The sequence below is a fragment of the Frigoribacterium sp. Leaf44 genome, assembly GCF_001421865.1.
Taxonomy (GTDB): Bacteria; Actinomycetota; Actinomycetes; order Actinomycetales; family Microbacteriaceae; genus Frigoribacterium.
Map to the genome: position 1 here is coordinate 1,080,109 of NZ_LMLG01000006.1, position 18,650 is coordinate 1,098,758.

The following is an 18,650-nucleotide window of genomic DNA, read 5'->3' on the forward strand; positions in this document are numbered from 1 at the left end:
CCCCACCGGCGGGCGTTGGGGGCTCAGCCCTCGGTCGTGAGCGGCCCGACGACGTCGGCGACGCTCGAGACGACGAGCCCGTCGGCGCCCTGGTCGAGGGCGGTGTGCGCCGCGTCGAGGTCGGGCACGATGTGGCCGTACACGGGCTTGCCGGTCGCCGCGAGGGTCGACCAGGTGTCGGCCGGGGCCGACCAGTCGAGGCCGAGCAGGCTCCAGGAGCCGGAGGTGCGGGTCAGCAGCTCGGGATCGCCCGCCAGCTCGTCGGCGTAGTAGTACCCCCAGGTCTCGCACCCCCGCGCGCTGGCGAGGTCGCCCCACTCGGTCTGCGTGCAGTAGCCCTTGCCGACCAGTGTCTGCGTGAGGTCGGCCGTGCCGAGCTGGGTCCGCGCGATCTCGAACAGCTCGGGGTAGAAGTCGGCCCCGACGTACTTCGGGTCGACGAACAGGGCGTGGTCACGGCCGAACTCGCGCACGAACTCGTCGAAGCGGGCGTAGGGCTGGTCCGACTGCCCGGGGTCGGTCGTCCCGGCCGCCGAGATGCGGTACCGCTGCACCTCGCTCCAGGTGTGCTCGGCGGCGACGAAGCCGGACGTGCCCGAGGTGCGGTCGAGGGTCTCGTCGTGCAGCCCGAACCACACTCCGTCCGACGTCCGGGAGAGCGACATCTCGAGCGCGTCGACCCCGGCCGCGACCGACTGCCGATAGGCGTACAGCGACATCTCGGGCCAGTCACGTGATCCGCCGCGGTGCGCGACGGTGGCGGGACGCGCGGCCCGCAGGGCGTCGACCGGTCGAGGAGGCGCGGTCGGCGTGACCTGCGCCTCCCCGGTCACGCGCGCGGTCCGTAAGGCCACGCCGGCCCCCACGGCACCGAGGACGGCCACGCCGCCCACGCCGAGCAACACGGTGCGTCGGTCGACGCGGGCTCGCGGACGCGGGGAGGAGGGCATGAGCCCATCTTGGGGGTCCCCGATCGCGGTCCGTGACGTGGCCGGCCGGGATCACCCGGCGTTCGCCCGGGTCAGTCGGCCGCGTACTCGTCGAGTGCGGGCAGCGGGCGACCGTCGTGGTCCCACATCGCCTGGTTCTCCCACGCGTTGCCCGAGGTCGGGTCGTCCGGGTCCCACCCGGCACCGTCGACCGCGGTCCACGCGGGTTCCCACGCGACCACGCCGATTCCGCGGCCGCCCGGGGCCGAGGCCACGACGTCCTGGATCGCGCGGAAGTTCGCGGCCTGCCCCTCGGGCGTCGCGGGGTAGCCGGCGACCAGCTGCGACGGGGCGACGACGACGTTCTCCCAGGTGTGGTCGGGGTCGTCCTCGAGCGTCCACGGGTACGAGGTCTCGACGATGAGCACGCCGCGGTCGTAGCGCGCCGAGAGCGTCGTGACCGCCTGCTGCATGCCCGACAGCCCGCCGTGCCAGTAGCCGTAGTACGAGAGGCCGATCAGGTCGAACGGCACCCCGCGTGAGGTCGCCTCGTCGAACCACCAGGTCAGGCCGTCGATCCCGTCGTCGATGTTCGTCAGGTGCAGCACGACCTGCGTCGTCGGCGAGACCTCCTTCACCGCCGTCGCTCCGGCCGTGAGGAACATCGCCAGGTTGCTCCACTGCGCGCCGCTGACGCCGTCGCTCGGGTCGACGTCCCAGGTCTGGCCCAGCGGCCAGACCATGCCGGGGTTGATCTCGTTGCCGACCTGCACGGCGTCCGGGGTGATGCCCTCGTCGGCGAGGGCGTCGAGCACGCTGCGGGTGTGGTCGTGGATCTTCGTGGCGACCTCGGGCGCGCTCAGCCCGAGCCAGGCCTTCGGCATGGTCTGGGCGCCCGGGTCGGTCCAGCGGTCGCTGTAGTGGAAGTCCACGAGCAGCTGCATGCCCGCCGCCTTCACCCGCGCAGCCATCGCGACGACGTCGTCCTGGTCGTTGTAGCCGTCGGTCGGATCGACCCAGACCTTCAGCCGAACCATGTTCGCGCCGTGGTCGGCGAGCTGCTGCACGGCATCCGTCGGACGACCGGCGGCGTCGAGGTAGACGGCTCCGCGGTCCTCGTTGCGGGGCAGGCCCGAGAGGTCGGCCCCGCGGACGTCACGGGTGACACGGCCGGGCGTGAAGGTCACGTCGTCGATGCTCGCCCAGGCACCCGCGGCGCCCGACGTGGTGAGCGTGGGCGTGCACTGGCTGTGCGTCACCTCGGCCGAGACCGACAGGTGCAGCCAGCCGTCGTCGGACTCGGTCGAGGGGACGACCGTCGTGCCCGCGGCGTCCGTGCTCGAGCCGGTGCCGCACCCGGTCAGCGAGAGCGTGCTCGTGGCGAGCCCGCCACCGCTCTTCACCCACGCCGAGAAGGTCCACCAGCCGGGCGTGACCTTCTTGAGCTTCTGGCTGGTCGTGGCCGTGCCGACCGTCGACAGCACGTGCGTCAGGCGCGTGGCCGAGTCGTGCCCACCCGTCTCGAGCGTCGTGGTGCCCTTCCCCTTCGAGACCCAGCCCGCCGCGCCCTGCTCGAAGCCGGGGTCCTGCACGACGACCGGGCGGGGGATCGCGCTGCCGGGGGCCGCGGTCGCGGGGGCTCCCGACAGCAGGCCGGCTCCCAGGGCCGTCATGGCGAGGGCGGCACCGACGACGAGACCGCGCCGGCCCCTCCGGTCGATGCGGGGCCGTGGTGTGCTGGTGGGTCGTGTCATCGTGTCGTCCTCCTTGACGATCGGTGTGGCGGGGGGCTGCGGTGCCGGGTGGGGCTCTCGAGGGGTGGGGTGCAGGAGGCGCGGTGCCGGTCCCGACGCCGGCACCGCGCCTCCTCGGGTCGCCTCGCGGCTCAGCCGCGCGGGCGGCTCACGACGCGGACCGCCCCGGCGGGCACGACGACGCGGCCGTCGACGGCGTCGCCGGTGATCAGCTCGGTGCCGCGACCGACCTCGACGTCGGTCGCGGCCCCGGCGTGGTTGACCAGGAAGGTGAAGTCGGCGTCGTCCCCGTGGCGCACGACGACCTCGAGCCCGTCGGGGTGCTCGACCGGCAGCGGCACGCCGGCGTCGTCGAGCACCGACTGGACGAGTCCCTCGAGGTCGGCGCCCGTCGTGCGCGTCGAGACGTACCAGGCCGATCCGTCGCCGTGGGTGTGACGGGTGACCGCCGGACCTCCCGCCGCGGGGCCGTCGACGTAGCTCGCGATCGCCACGGCACCTTCGAGCACGATGTCGTCGGACCAGCCGGTGCCGGTCGTCCCGTCGTCGAGCGTGACGACCTGGTCGGCGTACAGGGGCAGGAACTCGGGCACCGAGAGACCGAGCACCTCGCGCAGGGCGCCGGGAGCTCCGCCGGCGTGGACGGTGTCGTTCTCGTCGACGACGCCCGAGAAGTACGACGCGACGAAGGTGCCGCCCCCGCGGACGAACGCGCCGAGGGCGTCGGTGGTGTGCCGGTCGGCCAGGTACAGCGACGGCGCGAGCACGAGGTCGTAGCCCGACAGGTCGTCGTGCGGGTGACGGAAGTCCACCGTCACGCCGAGGTGCCACAGGGCCGAGTACCAGGCGACGACGCGCTCGCGGTGCTGGAGTTCGACCGACGGCCGCCATTCGAGGTCGTGGGCCCAGAACGACTCGACGTCCCAGAGGATCGCGACCCGCGCCTCCACGCGGCTGCCGCGGACGGCCGCGAGGCGGCCCAGGTCGGCGCCGAAGTCGACGACCTCGCGCCAGGTGCGGGTCGAGGTGCCGGCGTGCGGCAGCATCGCGGAGTGGAACTTCTCGGCGCCGTACCGTGACGCCCGGAACTGGAAGAACAGGATCGCGTCGGCGCCACGGGCCAGGTGACTCGCCGCGTTGCGGGCGAGTTCACCGGGACGCTTGGCGATGTTGCGCGGCTGCCAGTTGACGGCCGAGGTCGAGTGCTCCATGAGCATCCACGGCGCACCGCCGGCGAGCGAGCGGGTGAGGTCGGCGTCCATCGCCAGCAGCACGTGGTTGTCGTGGCGTTCGGCCACCAGGTAGTGGTCGTTCGCGACCACGTCGACCTCGCGGGCCCACGTCCAGTAGTCGATCGACGGGCAGTTGGTGGCCATGAAGTTCGTCGTGACCGGGAGGTGCGGTGCGTGTCGCTTGATCGCGTCGCGTTCGGCGGTGAAGCAGGCCAGCAGGGCGTCCGAGGTGAACCGGGCGAAGTCGAGGCGCGAGGTCTGGTTGACGACCGTGGCCGAGGTGCGCGGGGCGTCGATCTCGTCCCACTCGCCGTAGGTCTGGCCCCAGAACCGGGTGCCCCAGGCCTCGTTGAGCGCGTCGAGGGTGACGTACTTCTCCTCGAGCCAGGTGCGGAAGGCGAGCACCGAGTGGGGGCCGTAGTCCTCGCTGATCGGGGCGCCGTACTCGTTGTGGACGTGCCAGAGCACCACCGCGGGGTGGTTCGCGTAGCGCTCGGCCAGCCGCTCGGTGATCGCCAGGGCCGCGCGGCGGTAGTCGGGGCTGCTCGGGCTGACCATGCCGCGGGAGCCGCGGCCGAGGGTGACGCCGTCCCGCGTGACCGGGTGGGAGTCGGGGTAGGCCTTCCAGAACCAGGCCGGGGGGACGGTCGTCGGGGTGGCCAGGTCGACGTCGATGTCGGCGTCGTGCAGCAGACCGAGGATGTCGTCGAGGAAGCCGAAGTCGTACTCGCCCTCACGGGGTTCGAGCAGCGCCCACGAGAAGATGCCGACGCTGACCAGGTTGACGCCCGCCTGCTTCATCAGGGCGATGTCCTCGAGCCAGACCTCGCGCGGCCACTGTTCGGGGTTGTAGTCCCCGCCGTAGCGCAGGTCGGCGCGGCCGGGCAGCCAGGTCGTGGTGGCCTGGGGCGTGGGCCGGGCGTCGAGCTCGAGTGACATGCGGTGATCTCCTTTGACTGTGTGCGCTCCCAGTTGTAACACACCGGCATCGACCGTCGGAAGGGTTCGTAACGGTGTTGACAAGCCAAAAGGCCTGTGCGTAACTGTAACCGCTCACAGGCACAGCGACGTGGTTCTCCGAAGCTCGCGCTGTCCCGCCCCACCACAGCTCTTGCTTTCCTCAAGGAGGACGAATGCGCAGCTCATTCCGCCGTCTCGGTGTCGCCACGGTCGCGACCGCCGCCCTACTGCTCACCGCCGGGTGCACCGGTGCCGGGGGAGGCGCGGCCGACGACGGCCCCGTCGAACTCAGCTACTGGGCCTGGGCCCCGAACCTCGACAAGGTCGTCGACCTCTGGAACCAGGACAACCCCGACATCCAGGTCACCGTCAACAAGCAGGACGGCGGAGACCCGGCCATCACCAAGCTGCTCACGGCCATCAAGGCCGGCAGCGGTGCTCCGGACCTGATCCAGGCCGAGTACCAGAAGATCCCGACCCTCGTGTCCTCGGACGCTCTCGCCGACATCTCGGACCAGGGTGCCGCCGACCTCGAGGGCGACTTCTCGGAGGGCACCTGGTCGTCCGTCACCCTCGGCGGCGACGGCGTCTACGCCATCCCGCAGGACTCCGGCCCGATGATGGCCTACTACCGCACCGACGTCCTCGACCAGTACGGCCTGAGCGTCCCCACCACGTGGGACGAGTACGCCGACGTCGCCACGAAGCTCCACGCCGCCGACCCGACCAAGTACCTCGGCACCTTCTCGGCCAACGACGCCGGCTGGTTCGCCGGCCTCGCGCAGCAGGCCGGCGCCTCGTGGTGGTCCATCGACGGCGACAGCTGGGGCGTCGACATCGAGGGCGGCCCGACGGAGAAGGTCGCCTCGTACTGGGGCGGGCTCGTCGAGAGCGGTGCCGTCGACAACAAGCCGATGTACACGCCCGAGTGGAACGCCGGTCTGAACGACGGCAGCCAGGTCGGTTGGATCAGCTCGGTCTGGGCCCCCGGCGTGCTGGGCGGCAACGCCCCCGACACCGCCGGCAAGTGGACCGCGGCCCCGCTGCCGCAGTGGGACGCCTCGAAGCCCGCGGACGGCAACTGGGGTGGCTCGACCACGGCCGTCACGACCCAGTCCGAGCACAAGGAGGCGGCGGTCGAGTTCGCGACCTGGCTCAACACCGACCCCACGGCGGTGGCGGCGCTCGCCGACGTCGCCGGCGTCTACCCGGCCGCGACCGACGCCGCGAAGGACGCGCTGACCACCAGCCCCGAGTTCTTCAGCCAGCAGGACGACTTCTACGACATCGCGGCCGAGGCGTCCGAGTCGGTGAACCCGTTCACCTACGGTCCCAACGTCAACGTGGCCTTCAGCGCCTACAACGACGAGTTCGCCAAGGCCGCCGACGCGAAGACCCAGGCGGCGTTCGAGGACGCGGTCACGGCCATGCAGAAGATCACCGTCGACGACCTGACCAAGAGCGGTTTCTCGGTCGAGTAGCGACATCGGGCGGGGCGGTCGGGGTCGCCCCGCCCGCCCCGTCACCCCTCCGTCACACCCGTCTCGACCCAAGGACCCGGCATGGCCGACACCCTCACCCCCCTCAGCCCCCGCACCGACGGCGCCGGCACCCCGCCGTCGTCGACCGGTCGCGAGGCGCCCCGGCTCGCGACGCGCAAGGGCAACGGAAGCTTCCGCACCCGGGTGCTGACGCCCTACGCGATGCTCGCCCCCGGCATCGTGCTCTTCGTGCTGTTCATGGCGGCGCCCATCGTCTACACGCTGTTCCTCAGCTTCCAGAAGAAGCAGGTCGTCGGCCTCGGGCTCGGTTCGGGCGGCGACAGCCAGGTGTTCGCCGGCTTCGAGAACTACGTCGGTTCGCTCACCGACCCCGAGTTCGCCGCCAGCGTCGGGCGGGTCCTGCTCTACGGCGTCGTGCTGATCCCGTGCATGCTCGGTCTCGCGCTGCTCTTCGCCCTGCTGCTCGACTCGAAGCGCACCCGGGCCACGGCGTTCTCGCGTGTGTCGATCTTCATGCCCTACGCCGTGCCCGCCGTGATCAGTTCGCTGCTGTGGGGCTTCTTGTACCTGCCCGCCGTGAGCCCCTTCTACTACGTGTTCGACCGGCTGGGCTGGGACGTCGACGGCGTGCTCGGCTCGGGCACCGTCCTGTTCGCGATCGCCAACATCGCCCTGTGGGGTGGCGTCGGCTTCAACATGATCGTCATCTACACCTCGCTCAAGGCCGTGCCGACCGACGTCTACGAGGCCGCCCGCCTCGACGGCGCCAGCGAGGTGCAGATCGCCCTGCGCATCAAGATCCCCATGGTGGCTCCCGCGCTCGTCATGACCGCGCTCTTCTCGATGGTGGCCACCCTGCAGGTGTTCGCCGAGCCGACCACCCTGCGTCCGCTCACGAACAGCCTGTCGACCAGCTGGTCGCCGCTCATGCTCGTCTACCGCGACGCGTTCACCCGCGACGACATCTACTCGGCGGCGGCGACCTCGGTCGTCATCGCGCTCGCCACCTTCATCGTCAGCTTCTTCTTCCTCCGGGTCGTCCAGAAGCGCGCGTTCGGCCAGGAGGACTGACCATGACCACGATCGACCTCGACGGCTCCCGCGACGCGGCGGCCCCGGTGCCCGACCCGACCCGCGCCTCCTCGACGGGCCGCGGAGCCTCGGGCAAGGTGCCGCGCGACCCGGCCGCCCCGCGCCTGCACGCCGAACGGCCGAGCGTCGTCTCGACGGTGCTGCTGCTGATCGGCGCCGTCTACTGCCTGTTCCCGGTGCTCTGGGTCGTCATGGCCTCGACCAAGGACGGCGGCGAGCTCTTCTCGACCTTCACGCTCGCGCCGAGCGGTCACCTGCTCGACAACGTCGTCGCCCTCACGCAGTACCGCGACGGCCTGTTCTGGCGGTGGATGCTCAACACGGCCCTCTACGCCGGCATCGGTGCGATCGCGTCGACGTTCGTCTCGGCGCTCTCGGGCTACGTGCTCGCGAAGTTCGAGTTCCCCGGCAAGAAGGTCGTCTTCAACGTGCTGCTGATGGGCGTGCTCGTGCCCGGCGTCATCCTGGCGATCCCGCAGTACTTCCTGCTGGCGAACGTCGGCCTGACGAACACCTTCTGGGGCGTGCTGCTGCCGCAGATCATCAGCCCCTACGGCATCTACCTCGCCCGCATCTACGCCGCGGCCGCCGTGCCGACCGACGTGATCGAGGCCGCGCGCACCGAGGGGGCCCGTGAGATGGGCATCTTCGGTCGCATCGCGGTCCCGATGCTGCTGCCGGGACTCGTGACGATCTTCCTGTTCCAGTTCGTCGCCATCTGGAACAACTTCATGCTGCCGTACATCATGCTCGGCGACGACTCGCTGTTCCCGTTGACGGTCGGCCTCAACGGCCTGCTCAACCAGGGGGCGTCGGCGCCGGCGCTCTACACGCTCGTCATCACCGGGGCGTTGCTGTCGGTCATCCCGCTGATCGCCATCTTCCTGGTGCTGCAGCGCTTCTGGAAGGTCGACCTCGCCGCCGGCGCGGTCAAGTAGTGCCGGCGGGCCCGGCGCCGGCGGCACCCTATGCTGGCCGCGTGAGCAGCGCGACGGGTCGGGGACGACCGACCATCGACGACGTCGCGACGGCGGCGGGCGTCTCGCGGGGCACCGTCTCGCGGGCGCTCAACGGCGGCCGGTGGGTCAGCCCCGAGGCCAAGACCGCCGTCGAGGCGGCCATCAAGGCCACCGGGTACCGCGTCAACCCGCATGCGCGCAGCCTCGCGACGAACCGCACCGGCTCGGTCGCCTTCCTGCTCACCGAGGACCACCAGCAGCTCTTCGAGGACCCCAACTTCTCGATCCTGCTGCGCGGGGCCGCCGCGGCCCTCGCCGACCGCGACGTCTCGCTCGTGCTGATCATGGCCGGGTCGCCGGCCGAACAGCAGCGGGCGCTGGCGTACATCGGCGCCGGCCACGTCGACGGCGTCCTGCTCGTCTCGGCACACAGCGGCGGCCGCCTGCTGACGGACGTCGTCGAGTCGGGGGTGCCGGCGATCGCCTGTGGCATCCCGCTCGGACACGAGAAGAAGATGGGCTGGGTCGCGGCCGACGACCGTGAGGGTGCCCGCGAGATGGTGGCCTACCTCCGCGGTCTCGGGCGTCGCCGCATCGCCACCATCACGGGCCCCGCCGACACCCCCGGCGGCATCACCCGGCTCGAGGGCTACCGCGCCGAGCTGGGTGGCGACCTCGACGAGTCGCTCGTGCGTCACGGCGACTACGGGCGCGAGAGCGGTCGCGTCGCGATGGCCTCGCTGCTCGCCGACCACCCCGACGTCGACGCCGTGTTCGCGGGCAACGACCGCATGGCCGCCGGGGCGATCGACGCCCTGCGGGCCGCCGGCCGTCGGGTGCCCGAGGACGTCGCCGTGGCCGGGTTCGACGACTCCCGCGTCGCGACCGAGACGACACCGGCGCTGACGACCATGCGTCAGCCGTTCGACCGCATCAGCAACGAGATGGTGCGCCTGCTGCTGCAGGTGATCGACGGCGAGAAGCCCGCCGCGATGACGTTGCCGACCGAGCTGGTGGTGCGCGCGTCCGCCTGACGCGACCCGCGCCTCCTGCGGTGTCCTCCCCGGCGCCGGACGGCGGCGCGCGCGTAGGGTCGGCGGCATGACCGATCTCGACGGAGCCGTGGTGCTCGTGGCCGGCGCGTCCGGCGGACTCGGCGTGCGTGTCGCCGCGATGCTCGAGGACGAAGGGGCCGTCGTCGTCCGTGCGGCCCGACGCCCCGAGTCGCTGTCGGGTACCGGCGCCTACCTCGCCGACCTGCGCGACCGGTCGGGAGGCGCGGCGCTGGTCCGGTCGGCGCTCGACGAGCACGGACGCCTCGACGGCGTCGTGGTGGCCGCGGGCGTCGTCGCCTTCGGAGCGGCGAAGGACCTCGACGACGACACGCTCGACGAACTCGTCGAGACGAACGCTCTCGGGCCCATCCGTCTGGTGCGCGCCGCGCACGCCGCCCTCGCGGAGTCCGCGGCGGCCGGTCGCGAACCCTTCGTCGTGACGATCAGCGGCGTCGTGTCCGAGGCCGCGACCGTGGGGATGGCCGCCTACTCGGCGTCCAAGGCGGCCCTGGCGTCCTTCGCGTCGGCCGCCGGACGCGAGTACCGGCGAGACGGCATCCGCGTGCTCGACGCGCGCCCGGGGCACACCGACACCGGCCTCGCCACGCGGGCGGTCGCCGGGACGGCGCCGGCGTTCGGTGCGGCCCTCGACCCGGACGCGGTGGCCGAGCGCATCGTGCGCGCGATCGTCGACGGCGAGAAGGACCTGCCCAGCTCGGCGTTCTCGAGCTGATCCACGACCGGCCCGACGCTGCTGCTAGCTGAACTCGTCGCCGACCAGGCGCAACAGGTCGGCGAGCTGGGCCTGCTGGGCTGGCGAGAGAGAGTGCAACCTGGCGCTCTCGGCATCGACCAAGCTCAGCATGGCGGCGTCGACCCGAGCGATGCCGTCCTCGGTCACGCGCACCAGCACACCGCGGCCGTCGCTCGGGTCGCCGTGACGTTCGACGAGGCCGCGCTCGACCAGACGGTCGAGTCGGTTCGTCATGGTGCCGCTCGTGACCATGGTCGCCGTGACGAGGTGCTTCGGGCTGAGCTGGAAGGGGTCACCGGCCCGACGCAGGGCCGAGAGCACGTCGAACTCCCAGATCTCGAGGCCCGCGTGGGCGAACGCCTCGCTGCGGATGCGGTCGAGGCGCCGCGACAGGCGGCGGAGGCGCGAGAAGACGTCGAGGGGTGCGAAGTCGATGTCGGGGCGCTCGCGGGCCCAGGCGTCGATGATCAGGTCGACTTCGTCGTTCGTGGCCACGGTGCTGCGTTCCCATCGGTCGGTTTCGGACTCCTCATCTTCGTCCACCTGCCGGTGAATCGTCCGCACGGGTCGCCGGAGCGACCTCGACGACGCGCTACTGGTACGTCACCAGGTCGGGCGTCGGCGACACGTCGGCCATGGTCTGCTCGGGGGAGAGCATCGGGGTGTCCTCGTCGTAGAAGTTCTTCCAGCCCCAGGCGACCCCGGCCGGAGCGCCGTCGTGCAGCGTGCGCCAGGTGGCCTGCTTGTCGGGCTGCGAGCCCTGGCCGTCGGCGTGGATCAGCGTGGCCAGCTCGGGTCGGGACGTGTCGATCGACGCCCGGTCGCGCAGCATGTCGAGACGGAACTGGTGCAGGACGAACATCTTCGGCGGCAGACCCTTCGAGGCCACGAGGTCGGCCAGCCAGGTCGACACGGCGTTCACCTCGCTCGCCTCGACGCCGCCGATCTGGCGCAACGGCACCTGGTCGGCCTCGAGGCGCCATTCGGGGTCGAGCGCCAAGCCGACGTTCGGCCGCGACAGGAGCGACTCGTAGCGCTTCGCCTGGCTGAGGAAGTCCGCCCGACCCGGCTGCAGGTCGATCACCACGTACTGTCCGGCGGCGGCCGCTGCGTCCACGTAGGGCTCGATGCTCTCGACCGACAGCTCGTTCGAGTAGTCGCCGTCGTCCCCCGCGGCACCGGCGGCGACCGTCGCGATGACCTCGAGCATCGGCACCACGGGACGGTCGCTCGCCGCGTCGTAGCTCGCCGCGACGTCGGCGGCGCGCTGCACGGTCGCGGCGACGTCCTGCTCGCCGAGCACGCCGAGCGCCCCGGTGCCGGGAGCGCCGTAGAGCGCCACGAACCGTCGGTCGGGGAAGAACCGCTGGCCGCCGCCGGGCAGCTGTGCCCCGGACCGGGCCGCCGCGACCGACCACCCGGGGTCGCGCACCGCCGTGAACGTCGACCCGATCAACACCGTGTCGGTCGTCGTCGAGGCGTGCAGTGCGTCGATCGCCTCACCGGAGGACTGCAGGTCGACGACCCCGTCGGGCAGGGCCTGCACCTCGGCACCCGCGGCCCGTGCGGTGGCCGTGGCCGCGACGTCGTCGCCCCCTGCCACGACGGCGAGGACGTCGTCGAGGGGCGTCGCCGCGTCGGGCACGTCGACCGAGGAGGCGGTGGTCGCGATCTCGACTCCCGCCCCGTCGATCGCCCCCACGTCGCCCACCGCCAGCACCGTCTCGACACCGAGCCGGTCGAGCTCGGCCGCCAGGACGGACGGCCCGCTCGACGGGCCGCCGCTCGACGGGCCGCCGGACGGCGACCCGGTCGAGGTGCCCGCCGGGGCGAGCAGCATCGGCACGCCCAGTCGAGCGGCCTCGTCGGCCGCCTCGGCCTGGCCTGCCTGGTCGCCGTCCGGGGCGACGACGGCCACCGGACTCGACGCGAACATCGCCCGGCTGGCCTCGACGGCCCTCTCGGGGGCGGTGGCGGCGCCGACCACGGTGACCCGCGCCTCCTGTTCGTGGGTGACGAGGGCCGTGCGCCCGTCGGCGTCGTCGGTCGACGTGGACGTGCAGCCGGTCGCGGCGAGCAGGGCCACGGTGGCGAGCGACGCCGCCACGGTCAAGCGGATGGGGCGGGAGGGGACACGGGATCGGCGGGTACGGGAAAGCACCGATCCACGGTAACCGCGACCGCCGACACGGGTGCGCCGACGGCTCAGCTCAGGACGTCCTTGGTGGTGAAGCGGCCGAGCGCCAGGGCACCGAAGACCACGACGTAGCCGGCCTGCAGCAGGGCGTTGGCGCCGAACGAGTCCCACGAGACCGGGTCGCGCATCAGGTCGGCGAATCCCAGCCAGTGGTGCGTGAACAGCCAGGGGTCCAGGACGTCCAGTTGCGGCAGCGCATCGACGATCTGGGCGACGGTCGAGAGCACGATCGTGGCCGCCATGGCCCCGACGGGCACGCTCGTCAGCGTCGAGGCGAACAGGCCGATGGCGCTCAGGCCGAGCAACGACATCGTGACGTAGAGCGCCATCAGCAGCAGCCTCAGGGCGTACTCGCCCAGGCCGATCGTCTGCCCGGAGAGCAGGGTGACCGGCCCGACCGGGAACAGCGCGGCCCCGGCGATCGCCCCGAACACGACCACCACGAGCGTGGCGGCGAGGCAGAACGCCGCGGCCGCCGCGAACTTGACGAGCAGGAGGCGCACCCGGCCCACCGGCGTCACCAGCAGGTACCGCAGGGTGCCGAGGCTCGCCTCGCCCGCGATCGTGTCGCCCGCGACGACCCCCACGGTCAGCGGGAGGAAGAGCGGGATCGCCACCGTCAGGGCGGTGAGCGAGACGAAGAGGCCGTTCTGCGTGATGTCGCCGAGGAAGGCCGGCCCTCGACCACTGCCGCCGTCGGACGACGTGACCCGGACGGCGACGGCGAGCAGCACCGGGATCAGGGCCAGCGCGGCGAGCAGCGCGATCGTGCGGACGCGGCGGAAGAGCACCGCCAGTTCGCTTCCCAGCAGGGCGAGACCCAGACCGCCCCGCGTGCGGTCGGCGGGCAGGACGGCGTCGGGACGCGAGTCCCTGGGGTCAGCCGGCGACATCGAAGCCCTCCCCGGTCAGGTCGACGAAGCGGTCCTCGAGGCTGGCCCCGGCCACCTCGAATCCGCGCACGCGCACGTCCGCGGCGACGAGGGCGACGACGATCGACTCGGGCGAGAGCCCCTCGACGGCGAGCTCGGCCTCCACGCTCACCGAACCGCCTGCGGTCGCGGGCGTCGCGTCCGGCCGGGCCCGCGCCTCCGGGGCGAGCCCCAGGCGCACGAGGACGTCGCGGGCGGCGTCCGGGTCGGGCGTGAGCAGGCGGACCCGGTGCGTGCCGAGCGCGCGCAGGTCGTCGAGCGTGCCCTGGGTCAGCAGCCGACCGGCGCTCATCACGCCGATGTGCGTGCACATCTGCTCGACCTCGCTGAGCAGGTGACTCGAGACGAAGACGGTCGTGCCCTCGTCGGCGAGGGAGCGGATGAGGGTGCGGACCTCGCGCGTGCCCTGCGGGTCGAGGCCGTTGCTGGGCTCGTCGAGCACCAGCAGGTCTCGGGGCATGAGAAGGGCGTTCGCGATGCCGAGGCGCTGCTTCATGCCGAGCGAGTACGCGTGGGCCTTCTTCGAGGCGGCGTGACCGAGCCCGACGCGGTCGAGGGCGGCGTCGACCCGGGCACGGCGCGTGGCGGGCGGGGCCGAGCGGTCACCCGAGTCGAGGCGGTGCAGGTTCGCCCGGCCCGACAGGAACGGATAGAACGCCGGACCCTCGACGAGCGCGCCGACGCGGGGCAGGACGCGGCGCAGGTCGTCGGGCATGGACCCGCCGAGCACCCGGATGTCGCCACTCGACGCCGCGGTTAGCCCCAGCAACATGCGGATCGTGCTGGTCTTGCCCGAGCCGTTCGGTCCGAGGAACCCGTAGACGCTGCCGTGGGGGACCGCGAGGTCGACGCCGTCGACGGCACGCTGACGCCCGAACTGCTTCGTCAGACCCGTCGTCTCGACGGCGAACGCCCCTCGGGACGCGTCACCGTCGGTCGACGCCGGGACGGTGGCGGTGTCGTGGCTCACCGGCCGGAGGTCACTGACCGGCGACGGCGGCCTGCAGCGTCGAGGCGTCGACCGCCCCGGCGAAGACCCGGCCGTCGTCGGTGAGCAGGACCGAGACCAGCGAGGTCTCGAGCACGCGACCGCCGTCGACCTTCGTCGTGAGCTGGTCGAGCAACCCCGTGGTGTCGGCGTCGGCCGACGAGGTGCCGTCGGTCGACCCCGCCGCCGGGGTGACCCCGACGATCGTGCTCCACCCGGAGCCGATCACGGTCTTCTCGGCGTGCGCCGCGTCACCGTGCGACCGTCCGGAGGCGCCGGTCGGCACGGTCACGTCGGTCACGGTCGCGTCCGCCGGCGGAGTGAACGCGAAGACGGACGCCGCAGGGGCGCCGAAGTCGACCGAGGTGAACCCGGCCGACAGGGCCGGGTCGCTCTGCCCCTTCGCGGCGACGACGACCTTGAGCGGGACGCCGGTCTCGGCGTCGACGGTGAGGGTCGCACTCGCGACGAGCGTCGAGGAGTCCTTCGGGGTCAGGACGACCCGGTACGCGTCCCGTCCGGCCACCCTGACGTCGGAGTCGGCCGTGACGGTCGTCGTGGGCTCGACCGACGACAGGACGAGGTCGGCCAGTTCGGCCGGGGTCTGCGGGACGGAGGTGCCGTCGGGCAGGGCGCTCGGCTTCTCGGTGGTCCCCTGGGCGGGCAGCGTCGCGTGCGTCGCTTCCTTCGTCTTCGAGTCGTACGCCCAGACGCTCGATCCGTCACGGATGACGTCGCGCTCGGCGAGCTGGTCGATCACCTGGACGCGCTGCTTCGAGGCGCCGTCGGCGTACACCTTGGCGATGTGACTGCCGGTCAGCAGTTCGAGGGCGCCGGCGGCGTCGGACGACGACCCGCCGCCCGTGGCCTGGGCCGACACGTCGGGGAGCCCGAGGTCGGAGGTCTGCTCGATCGTGCCCGAGTAGGACGCCTCCGAGCTCGAGGCGGCGAGGGCCAGCACCTGCTGCGGCGTCTTGTCGGGCAGGTCGACGTCGGCCGTGGCCGAGACGGCGGGGACCACGATGCTCGCGGCGATGACGGCCACGGGGACGGCGGCGGCGGTGGCCCAGCGGGTGGACTTCTTCATGACGATCGCGACCTCTCACGCCGGGCCCCGAGCGGGTCGGCGATTGGGCAGGAGACTACGCGCGAAGCCTGGAGATCGCTGTCACCGTGACCCACATCGGCTCGACGTCGAGCGAAGTGGGGATCAGAGTTCGACGACCTCGAACTCGAGCAGGTCGGCACCGGTGGCGACGGGGCCGCGCGGAGCCTCTCCCGATCCGGCGGGACGGGCGTGGGCGGCCTTCGCGCCGTCGGCCGACCAGGCCGCGAAGTCCTCTTCGCTGCGCCAGGTCGTCACGACGAAGTAGCGGTCGTCGCCCTTGACGGGACGCAGCAGCTGGAATCCCTCGAACCCCTCCGCTCCGTCGACCGAGTGCTTGCGCGCGGCGAAGCGCTTCTCGAGCTCGGCGCCCGAGCCTGCGGGGACGTGGATGGCGTTGATCTTGACGACGGACACGACGGTGCCTTTCGGTGGAGGTGCTGGGGGTGTGAGGGGACGGCAGGAGGTGCGGTGACGGTGTGCGGGACGGCCGCGCGTCAGGCGGTCTTCATGACGTTGGCCGTGAAGCCCTGCACCCGCTCGGCGAGGCCGACCGACCGGCGGGCGATCTGCTCGGGCGGGTTGAGGTGCGGGGGAGCGACCCGGATCAGCAGCGAGCAGGCGAGGTCCTCGCAGATGTAGGTGCCGAGCGTGTTGCCGTTCAGTCCGGCCTCGCCGGCCTTGGGAGCGGTGAAGAGGCGCACCTGCGTGGCCGGCTGGGGCGAGTGGCAGAGCGAGCACATGGCGGCGATGCCGGGGCGCAGCGAGCTGCTCGACGACCGGACGACGAGACCGACGGGCCGGCCGTCCATCCAGTGGACGATGTAGCCCCGGTGGTGGGCCTGGGGGTCACGCCAGCCCAGGAACTCCCGGTCCTCCCAGAGCATCTCGTGCAGTCCGGGGATCGGGAGGCGGTCGAGGTCGCCCGGCAGGGCGTTGACGAACGACTCGCGGATGTCGTTCTCGGTCAGCGGCTTCATGTTCTCCCTCGTGCCGTCGGGTCTCGTCAGCCTACGCGTCGGTCTAGCGTGGGCGCGTGACCATCCCCGGGGCCGACCGTGAGCAGGTCGTCACCCGACGACTGCGGGCCGCGGGCTGCGTCTTCGCCGAGGACGAGGCGCGGCTGCTGCTCGACGAGGCCGCCGACGGCGAGGCGCTCGAGACGATGGTCGCCGACCGCGTCGCAGGCCGACCGCTCGAGCAGGTCCTCGGCTGGGCGGCCTTCGCCGGGCGACGGGTCGTCGTCGAGCCCGGCGTCTTCGTGCCCCGCCGCCGGACCGAGCTGGTCCTGCGGCAGGCCGAGGTGGCGCTCGCCGAGGCGGGTGCCGCGGGGGGTCTCGCCACCGGTCCCCTCGCCGTGCTCGAGCTCTGCTGCGGCGCCGCCGCCGTCGCGACCGTGCTCGCCGCCGAGCACCCCGGTCTCGACCTCTGGGCCACCGACCTCGACCCGGCCGCCGTGCACTGCGCCCGTCGCAACCTCGACGGAAGGGGAACCGTCGTCCGGGGAGACCTGTTCGACGGGCTGCCCCCGTCGCTGCGCGGCCGGTTCCGGGTGATCGCGGCGAACGCGCCCTACGTGCCGACCGGGGCGATCTCGTCCCTGCCGCCCGAGGCGCGCCTCCACGAGTCGTCGCTCGCCCTCGACGGCGGGGCCGACGGGCTCGACCTCCACCGACGGATCGCCGCCGAGGTCGCCGACTGGCTGGCGCCCGGCGGCACCCTGGTCCTCGAGACGAGCGGACGTCAGGCGGCCGACACACAGGAGGCGCTGGTCGCCGCGGGTCTCCGGGCCCGGGTCGTCCGCGACCACGAGATCGACGGCACGGTCGTCGTCGCCGTCGCGGCCTAGACGGACCGGCGACGGCGGGGGCGACCGCGGCTCAGAGGTCGGCCGGCGAGACCCAGTCGACGACGGGGGACTCGGGGGTGCCCGAGATCTGGCAGGTCCACTCGGTGGCGGGGCGACCGTCGGCGAGGTGGCCCATCGTGACGGTGGCGATCGCGCCGACGTCGCTGTCGCGGACGTCGTCGGCCTCGTAGGCCCAGACGTCGCCCAGGTACGGCAGGTCGGGGTACTGCTGACCGACCGCCGTGACGCACGCGTGCCACGCGGGGGGCGCCTCCTGGGCCTGGGCCGTGGAGGGAGCGGGCGGCTCGGTCGTCGGCAGCGCGGTGGCGTCGGGCAGGGCCGTCGCGTCGTCCGAGGCCGTCGGCGTGGGCGTGACCGACGCGGTGCTCGTCGGGCTCGGCGACGAGGCCGGCTCGCCGCCGGCGCACCCGGACACGAGCAGCACGAGGGCGAGACCCGCGGTGGCCAGGGCCGGCGCGGCGGATCGGGGGGACGGGCGGAGGCGGAGGCTGCGGGGCACGAGGGCTCCTCGAGGTGGGTGCGACACGGCGGGGTGTTGCACAGGGTAGCGAGTGGCCGGGCCGCCCACCACGCGGGACGCTGAGCCGACACGGAGGTTCGCCCGGCAGGCTGGTCGGATGACCGACACGGACAACCGCGAAAAGACCGCACTCGAACAGGCCATCAGCAAGGGCCAGGCGGGTGAGGGCGACATGAACAGCGTGCTCGCCGAGTTCGTCAACGCCCAGGTCGTCGTCGCCACGGCCACCGACGCGCAAGAGTCGCTGAACGACCTGCAGCCCGTTCTCTTCGACCGCGAGGGCGTGCCGATGCTGGCCGCCTTCACCCACGTCGACATGATCGGCGAACAGGTCAAGGGCGTGGCCGAGTTCTCGGCGACCCTCCCGGCTGCCGAGCTCGTGCAGGCCATCCCGGCCGAGACCGGCCTCGTCGTCAACCCGGGCAACCGCGAGGGCTTCGAGATGCTGCCCGAGGGCGTCGCCCAGCTGGCGGACGACGTGCGCAAGCTCGTCGCCGAGCACGAGGCCGCGGGTTCGCCCGAGCCGGGGCAGCCCTCGCGCACCGTCTGACGCCTCCCGCGACGACCTCCCGGCGCCCCGACCCCACCCGGTCGGGGCGCCGATCGTCGTCAGGGCGACCGAAATCGCGTGCACACCCGAAACCTGCGCGTCACACGACGACGCTAGGCTGACGCCACAACCGAACATCGGGCCACGAACACGTCGCGGGAGAGCTCCGGTGCGCAGAGACTGCGCCGACCGGGCACCGAAGGAGCAAGCTCCCCGCCAATCTCTCAGGTACGCGTACCGCGACGGACTGG

The 18,650-nt window shown here is 72.5% G+C and carries 18 protein-coding genes and 1 riboswitch; of the genes, 7 read left to right on the forward strand and 11 right to left on the reverse strand.

Annotated features, from left to right (window positions below; genetic code table 11):
- Positions 1 to 23: 23 nt before the first annotated feature.
- The 3 genes from ASE87_RS13575 to ASE87_RS13585 all read right to left on the reverse strand — a co-directional run bounded on the left by ASE87_RS13575 (position 24) and on the right by ASE87_RS13585 (position 4,854).
- Entirely contained in the window at positions 24 to 950 is a 927-nt protein-coding gene (locus ASE87_RS13575) for a glycerophosphodiester phosphodiesterase family protein (protein WP_056229217.1), read from the reverse strand.
- 71 nt (positions 951 to 1,021) lie between these two features.
- The gene (locus tag ASE87_RS13580; protein WP_235472302.1) at positions 1,022 to 2,683 is read right to left on the reverse strand and encodes a glycosyl hydrolase 53 family protein; all 1,662 of its coding nucleotides are present in this window, start codon (positions 2,681 to 2,683) and stop codon (positions 1,022 to 1,024) included.
- 131 nt (positions 2,684 to 2,814) lie between these two features.
- Positions 2,815 to 4,854, reverse strand: coding sequence for a beta-galactosidase (locus ASE87_RS13585; protein ID WP_056229220.1), 2,040 nt, complete (start codon positions 4,852 to 4,854; stop codon positions 2,815 to 2,817).
- Positions 4,855 to 5,048: 194 nt separating this feature from the next.
- Here ASE87_RS13585 and ASE87_RS13590 point away from each other — a divergent pair, with 194 nt between their 5' ends.
- The 5 genes from ASE87_RS13590 to ASE87_RS13610 all read left to right on the forward strand — a co-directional run bounded on the left by ASE87_RS13590 (position 5,049) and on the right by ASE87_RS13610 (position 10,216).
- Complete coding sequence (locus ASE87_RS13590) at positions 5,049 to 6,356, forward strand: ABC transporter substrate-binding protein (protein WP_056229223.1); 1,308 nt, start codon at positions 5,049 to 5,051, stop codon at positions 6,354 to 6,356.
- 81 nt (positions 6,357 to 6,437) lie between these two features.
- Positions 6,438 to 7,448: a carbohydrate ABC transporter permease gene (locus ASE87_RS13595; RefSeq protein ID WP_082452628.1), complete on the forward strand. Its 1,011-nt coding sequence runs from the start codon at positions 6,438 to 6,440 to the stop codon at positions 7,446 to 7,448.
- 2 nt (positions 7,449 to 7,450) lie between these two features.
- Entirely contained in the window at positions 7,451 to 8,407 is a 957-nt protein-coding gene (locus ASE87_RS13600; protein WP_082060081.1) for a carbohydrate ABC transporter permease, read from the forward strand.
- Positions 8,408 to 8,448: 41 nt separating this feature from the next.
- Positions 8,449 to 9,462: a LacI family DNA-binding transcriptional regulator gene (locus ASE87_RS13605; protein WP_043596035.1), complete on the forward strand. Its 1,014-nt coding sequence runs from the start codon at positions 8,449 to 8,451 to the stop codon at positions 9,460 to 9,462.
- A gap of 67 nt (positions 9,463 to 9,529) precedes the next feature.
- Positions 9,530 to 10,216 carry an SDR family NAD(P)-dependent oxidoreductase gene (locus ASE87_RS13610; RefSeq protein ID WP_082452629.1) on the forward strand — a complete coding sequence of 229 codons (687 nt, stop codon included), beginning with the start codon at positions 9,530 to 9,532 and terminating at the stop codon, positions 10,214 to 10,216.
- A 24-nt stretch (positions 10,217 to 10,240) separates the two neighbouring features.
- Here the strand turns inward: ASE87_RS13610 and ASE87_RS13615 are convergent, their stop codons facing one another.
- From ASE87_RS13615 to ASE87_RS13645, 7 genes are all read right to left on the reverse strand, one after another.
- Positions 10,241 to 10,732: a MarR family winged helix-turn-helix transcriptional regulator gene (locus tag ASE87_RS13615; protein ID WP_043596034.1), complete on the reverse strand. Its 492-nt coding sequence runs from the start codon at positions 10,730 to 10,732 to the stop codon at positions 10,241 to 10,243.
- Positions 10,733 to 10,829: 97 nt separating this feature from the next.
- Entirely contained in the window at positions 10,830 to 12,398 is a 1,569-nt protein-coding gene (locus ASE87_RS13620) for a hypothetical protein (RefSeq protein ID WP_157489889.1), read from the reverse strand.
- Positions 12,399 to 12,442: 44 nt separating this feature from the next.
- Entirely contained in the window at positions 12,443 to 13,327 is an 885-nt protein-coding gene (locus ASE87_RS13625; RefSeq protein WP_056229227.1) for an ABC transporter permease, read from the reverse strand.
- The gene (locus ASE87_RS13630; RefSeq protein WP_056229230.1) at positions 13,314 to 14,336 is read right to left on the reverse strand and encodes an ABC transporter ATP-binding protein; all 1,023 of its coding nucleotides are present in this window, start codon (positions 14,334 to 14,336) and stop codon (positions 13,314 to 13,316) included. The genes ASE87_RS13625 and ASE87_RS13630 overlap by 14 nt, the downstream gene beginning before the upstream one ends.
- 10 nt (positions 14,337 to 14,346) lie before the next feature.
- On the reverse strand, positions 14,347 to 15,441 hold the full coding sequence (locus tag ASE87_RS13635) for a sigma-E factor regulatory protein RseB domain-containing protein (protein WP_056229233.1): 1,095 nt from the start codon (positions 15,439 to 15,441) through the stop codon (positions 14,347 to 14,349).
- Between the two features lie 123 nt (positions 15,442 to 15,564).
- Positions 15,565 to 15,876 (reverse strand): antibiotic biosynthesis monooxygenase, encoded by a 312-nt coding sequence (locus tag ASE87_RS13640; protein ID WP_056229235.1) that lies wholly within the window; start codon positions 15,874 to 15,876, stop codon positions 15,565 to 15,567.
- A gap of 80 nt (positions 15,877 to 15,956) precedes the next feature.
- On the reverse strand, positions 15,957 to 16,439 hold the full coding sequence (locus tag ASE87_RS13645) for an FBP domain-containing protein (protein WP_056229238.1): 483 nt from the start codon (positions 16,437 to 16,439) through the stop codon (positions 15,957 to 15,959).
- Between the two features lie 56 nt (positions 16,440 to 16,495).
- On the opposite strand from ASE87_RS13645, the gene ASE87_RS13650 reads away from it, so the two are divergent.
- Complete coding sequence (locus tag ASE87_RS13650) at positions 16,496 to 17,308, forward strand: putative protein N(5)-glutamine methyltransferase (RefSeq protein ID WP_235472303.1); 813 nt, start codon at positions 16,496 to 16,498, stop codon at positions 17,306 to 17,308.
- 31 nt (positions 17,309 to 17,339) lie between these two features.
- Here the strand turns inward: ASE87_RS13650 and ASE87_RS13655 are convergent, their stop codons facing one another.
- Positions 17,340 to 17,828 carry a hypothetical protein gene (locus ASE87_RS13655; RefSeq protein WP_056229241.1) on the reverse strand — a complete coding sequence of 163 codons (489 nt, stop codon included), beginning with the start codon at positions 17,826 to 17,828 and terminating at the stop codon, positions 17,340 to 17,342.
- A 118-nt stretch (positions 17,829 to 17,946) separates the two neighbouring features.
- Between ASE87_RS13655 and ASE87_RS13660 the strand changes: the two genes are divergently transcribed.
- On the forward strand, positions 17,947 to 18,399 hold the full coding sequence (locus ASE87_RS13660; protein WP_043595479.1) for an SseB family protein: 453 nt from the start codon (positions 17,947 to 17,949) through the stop codon (positions 18,397 to 18,399).
- Positions 18,400 to 18,545: 146 nt separating this feature from the next.
- Positions 18,546 to 18,649, forward strand: a riboswitch (glycine riboswitch).
- Position 18,650 lies beyond the last annotated feature (1 nt).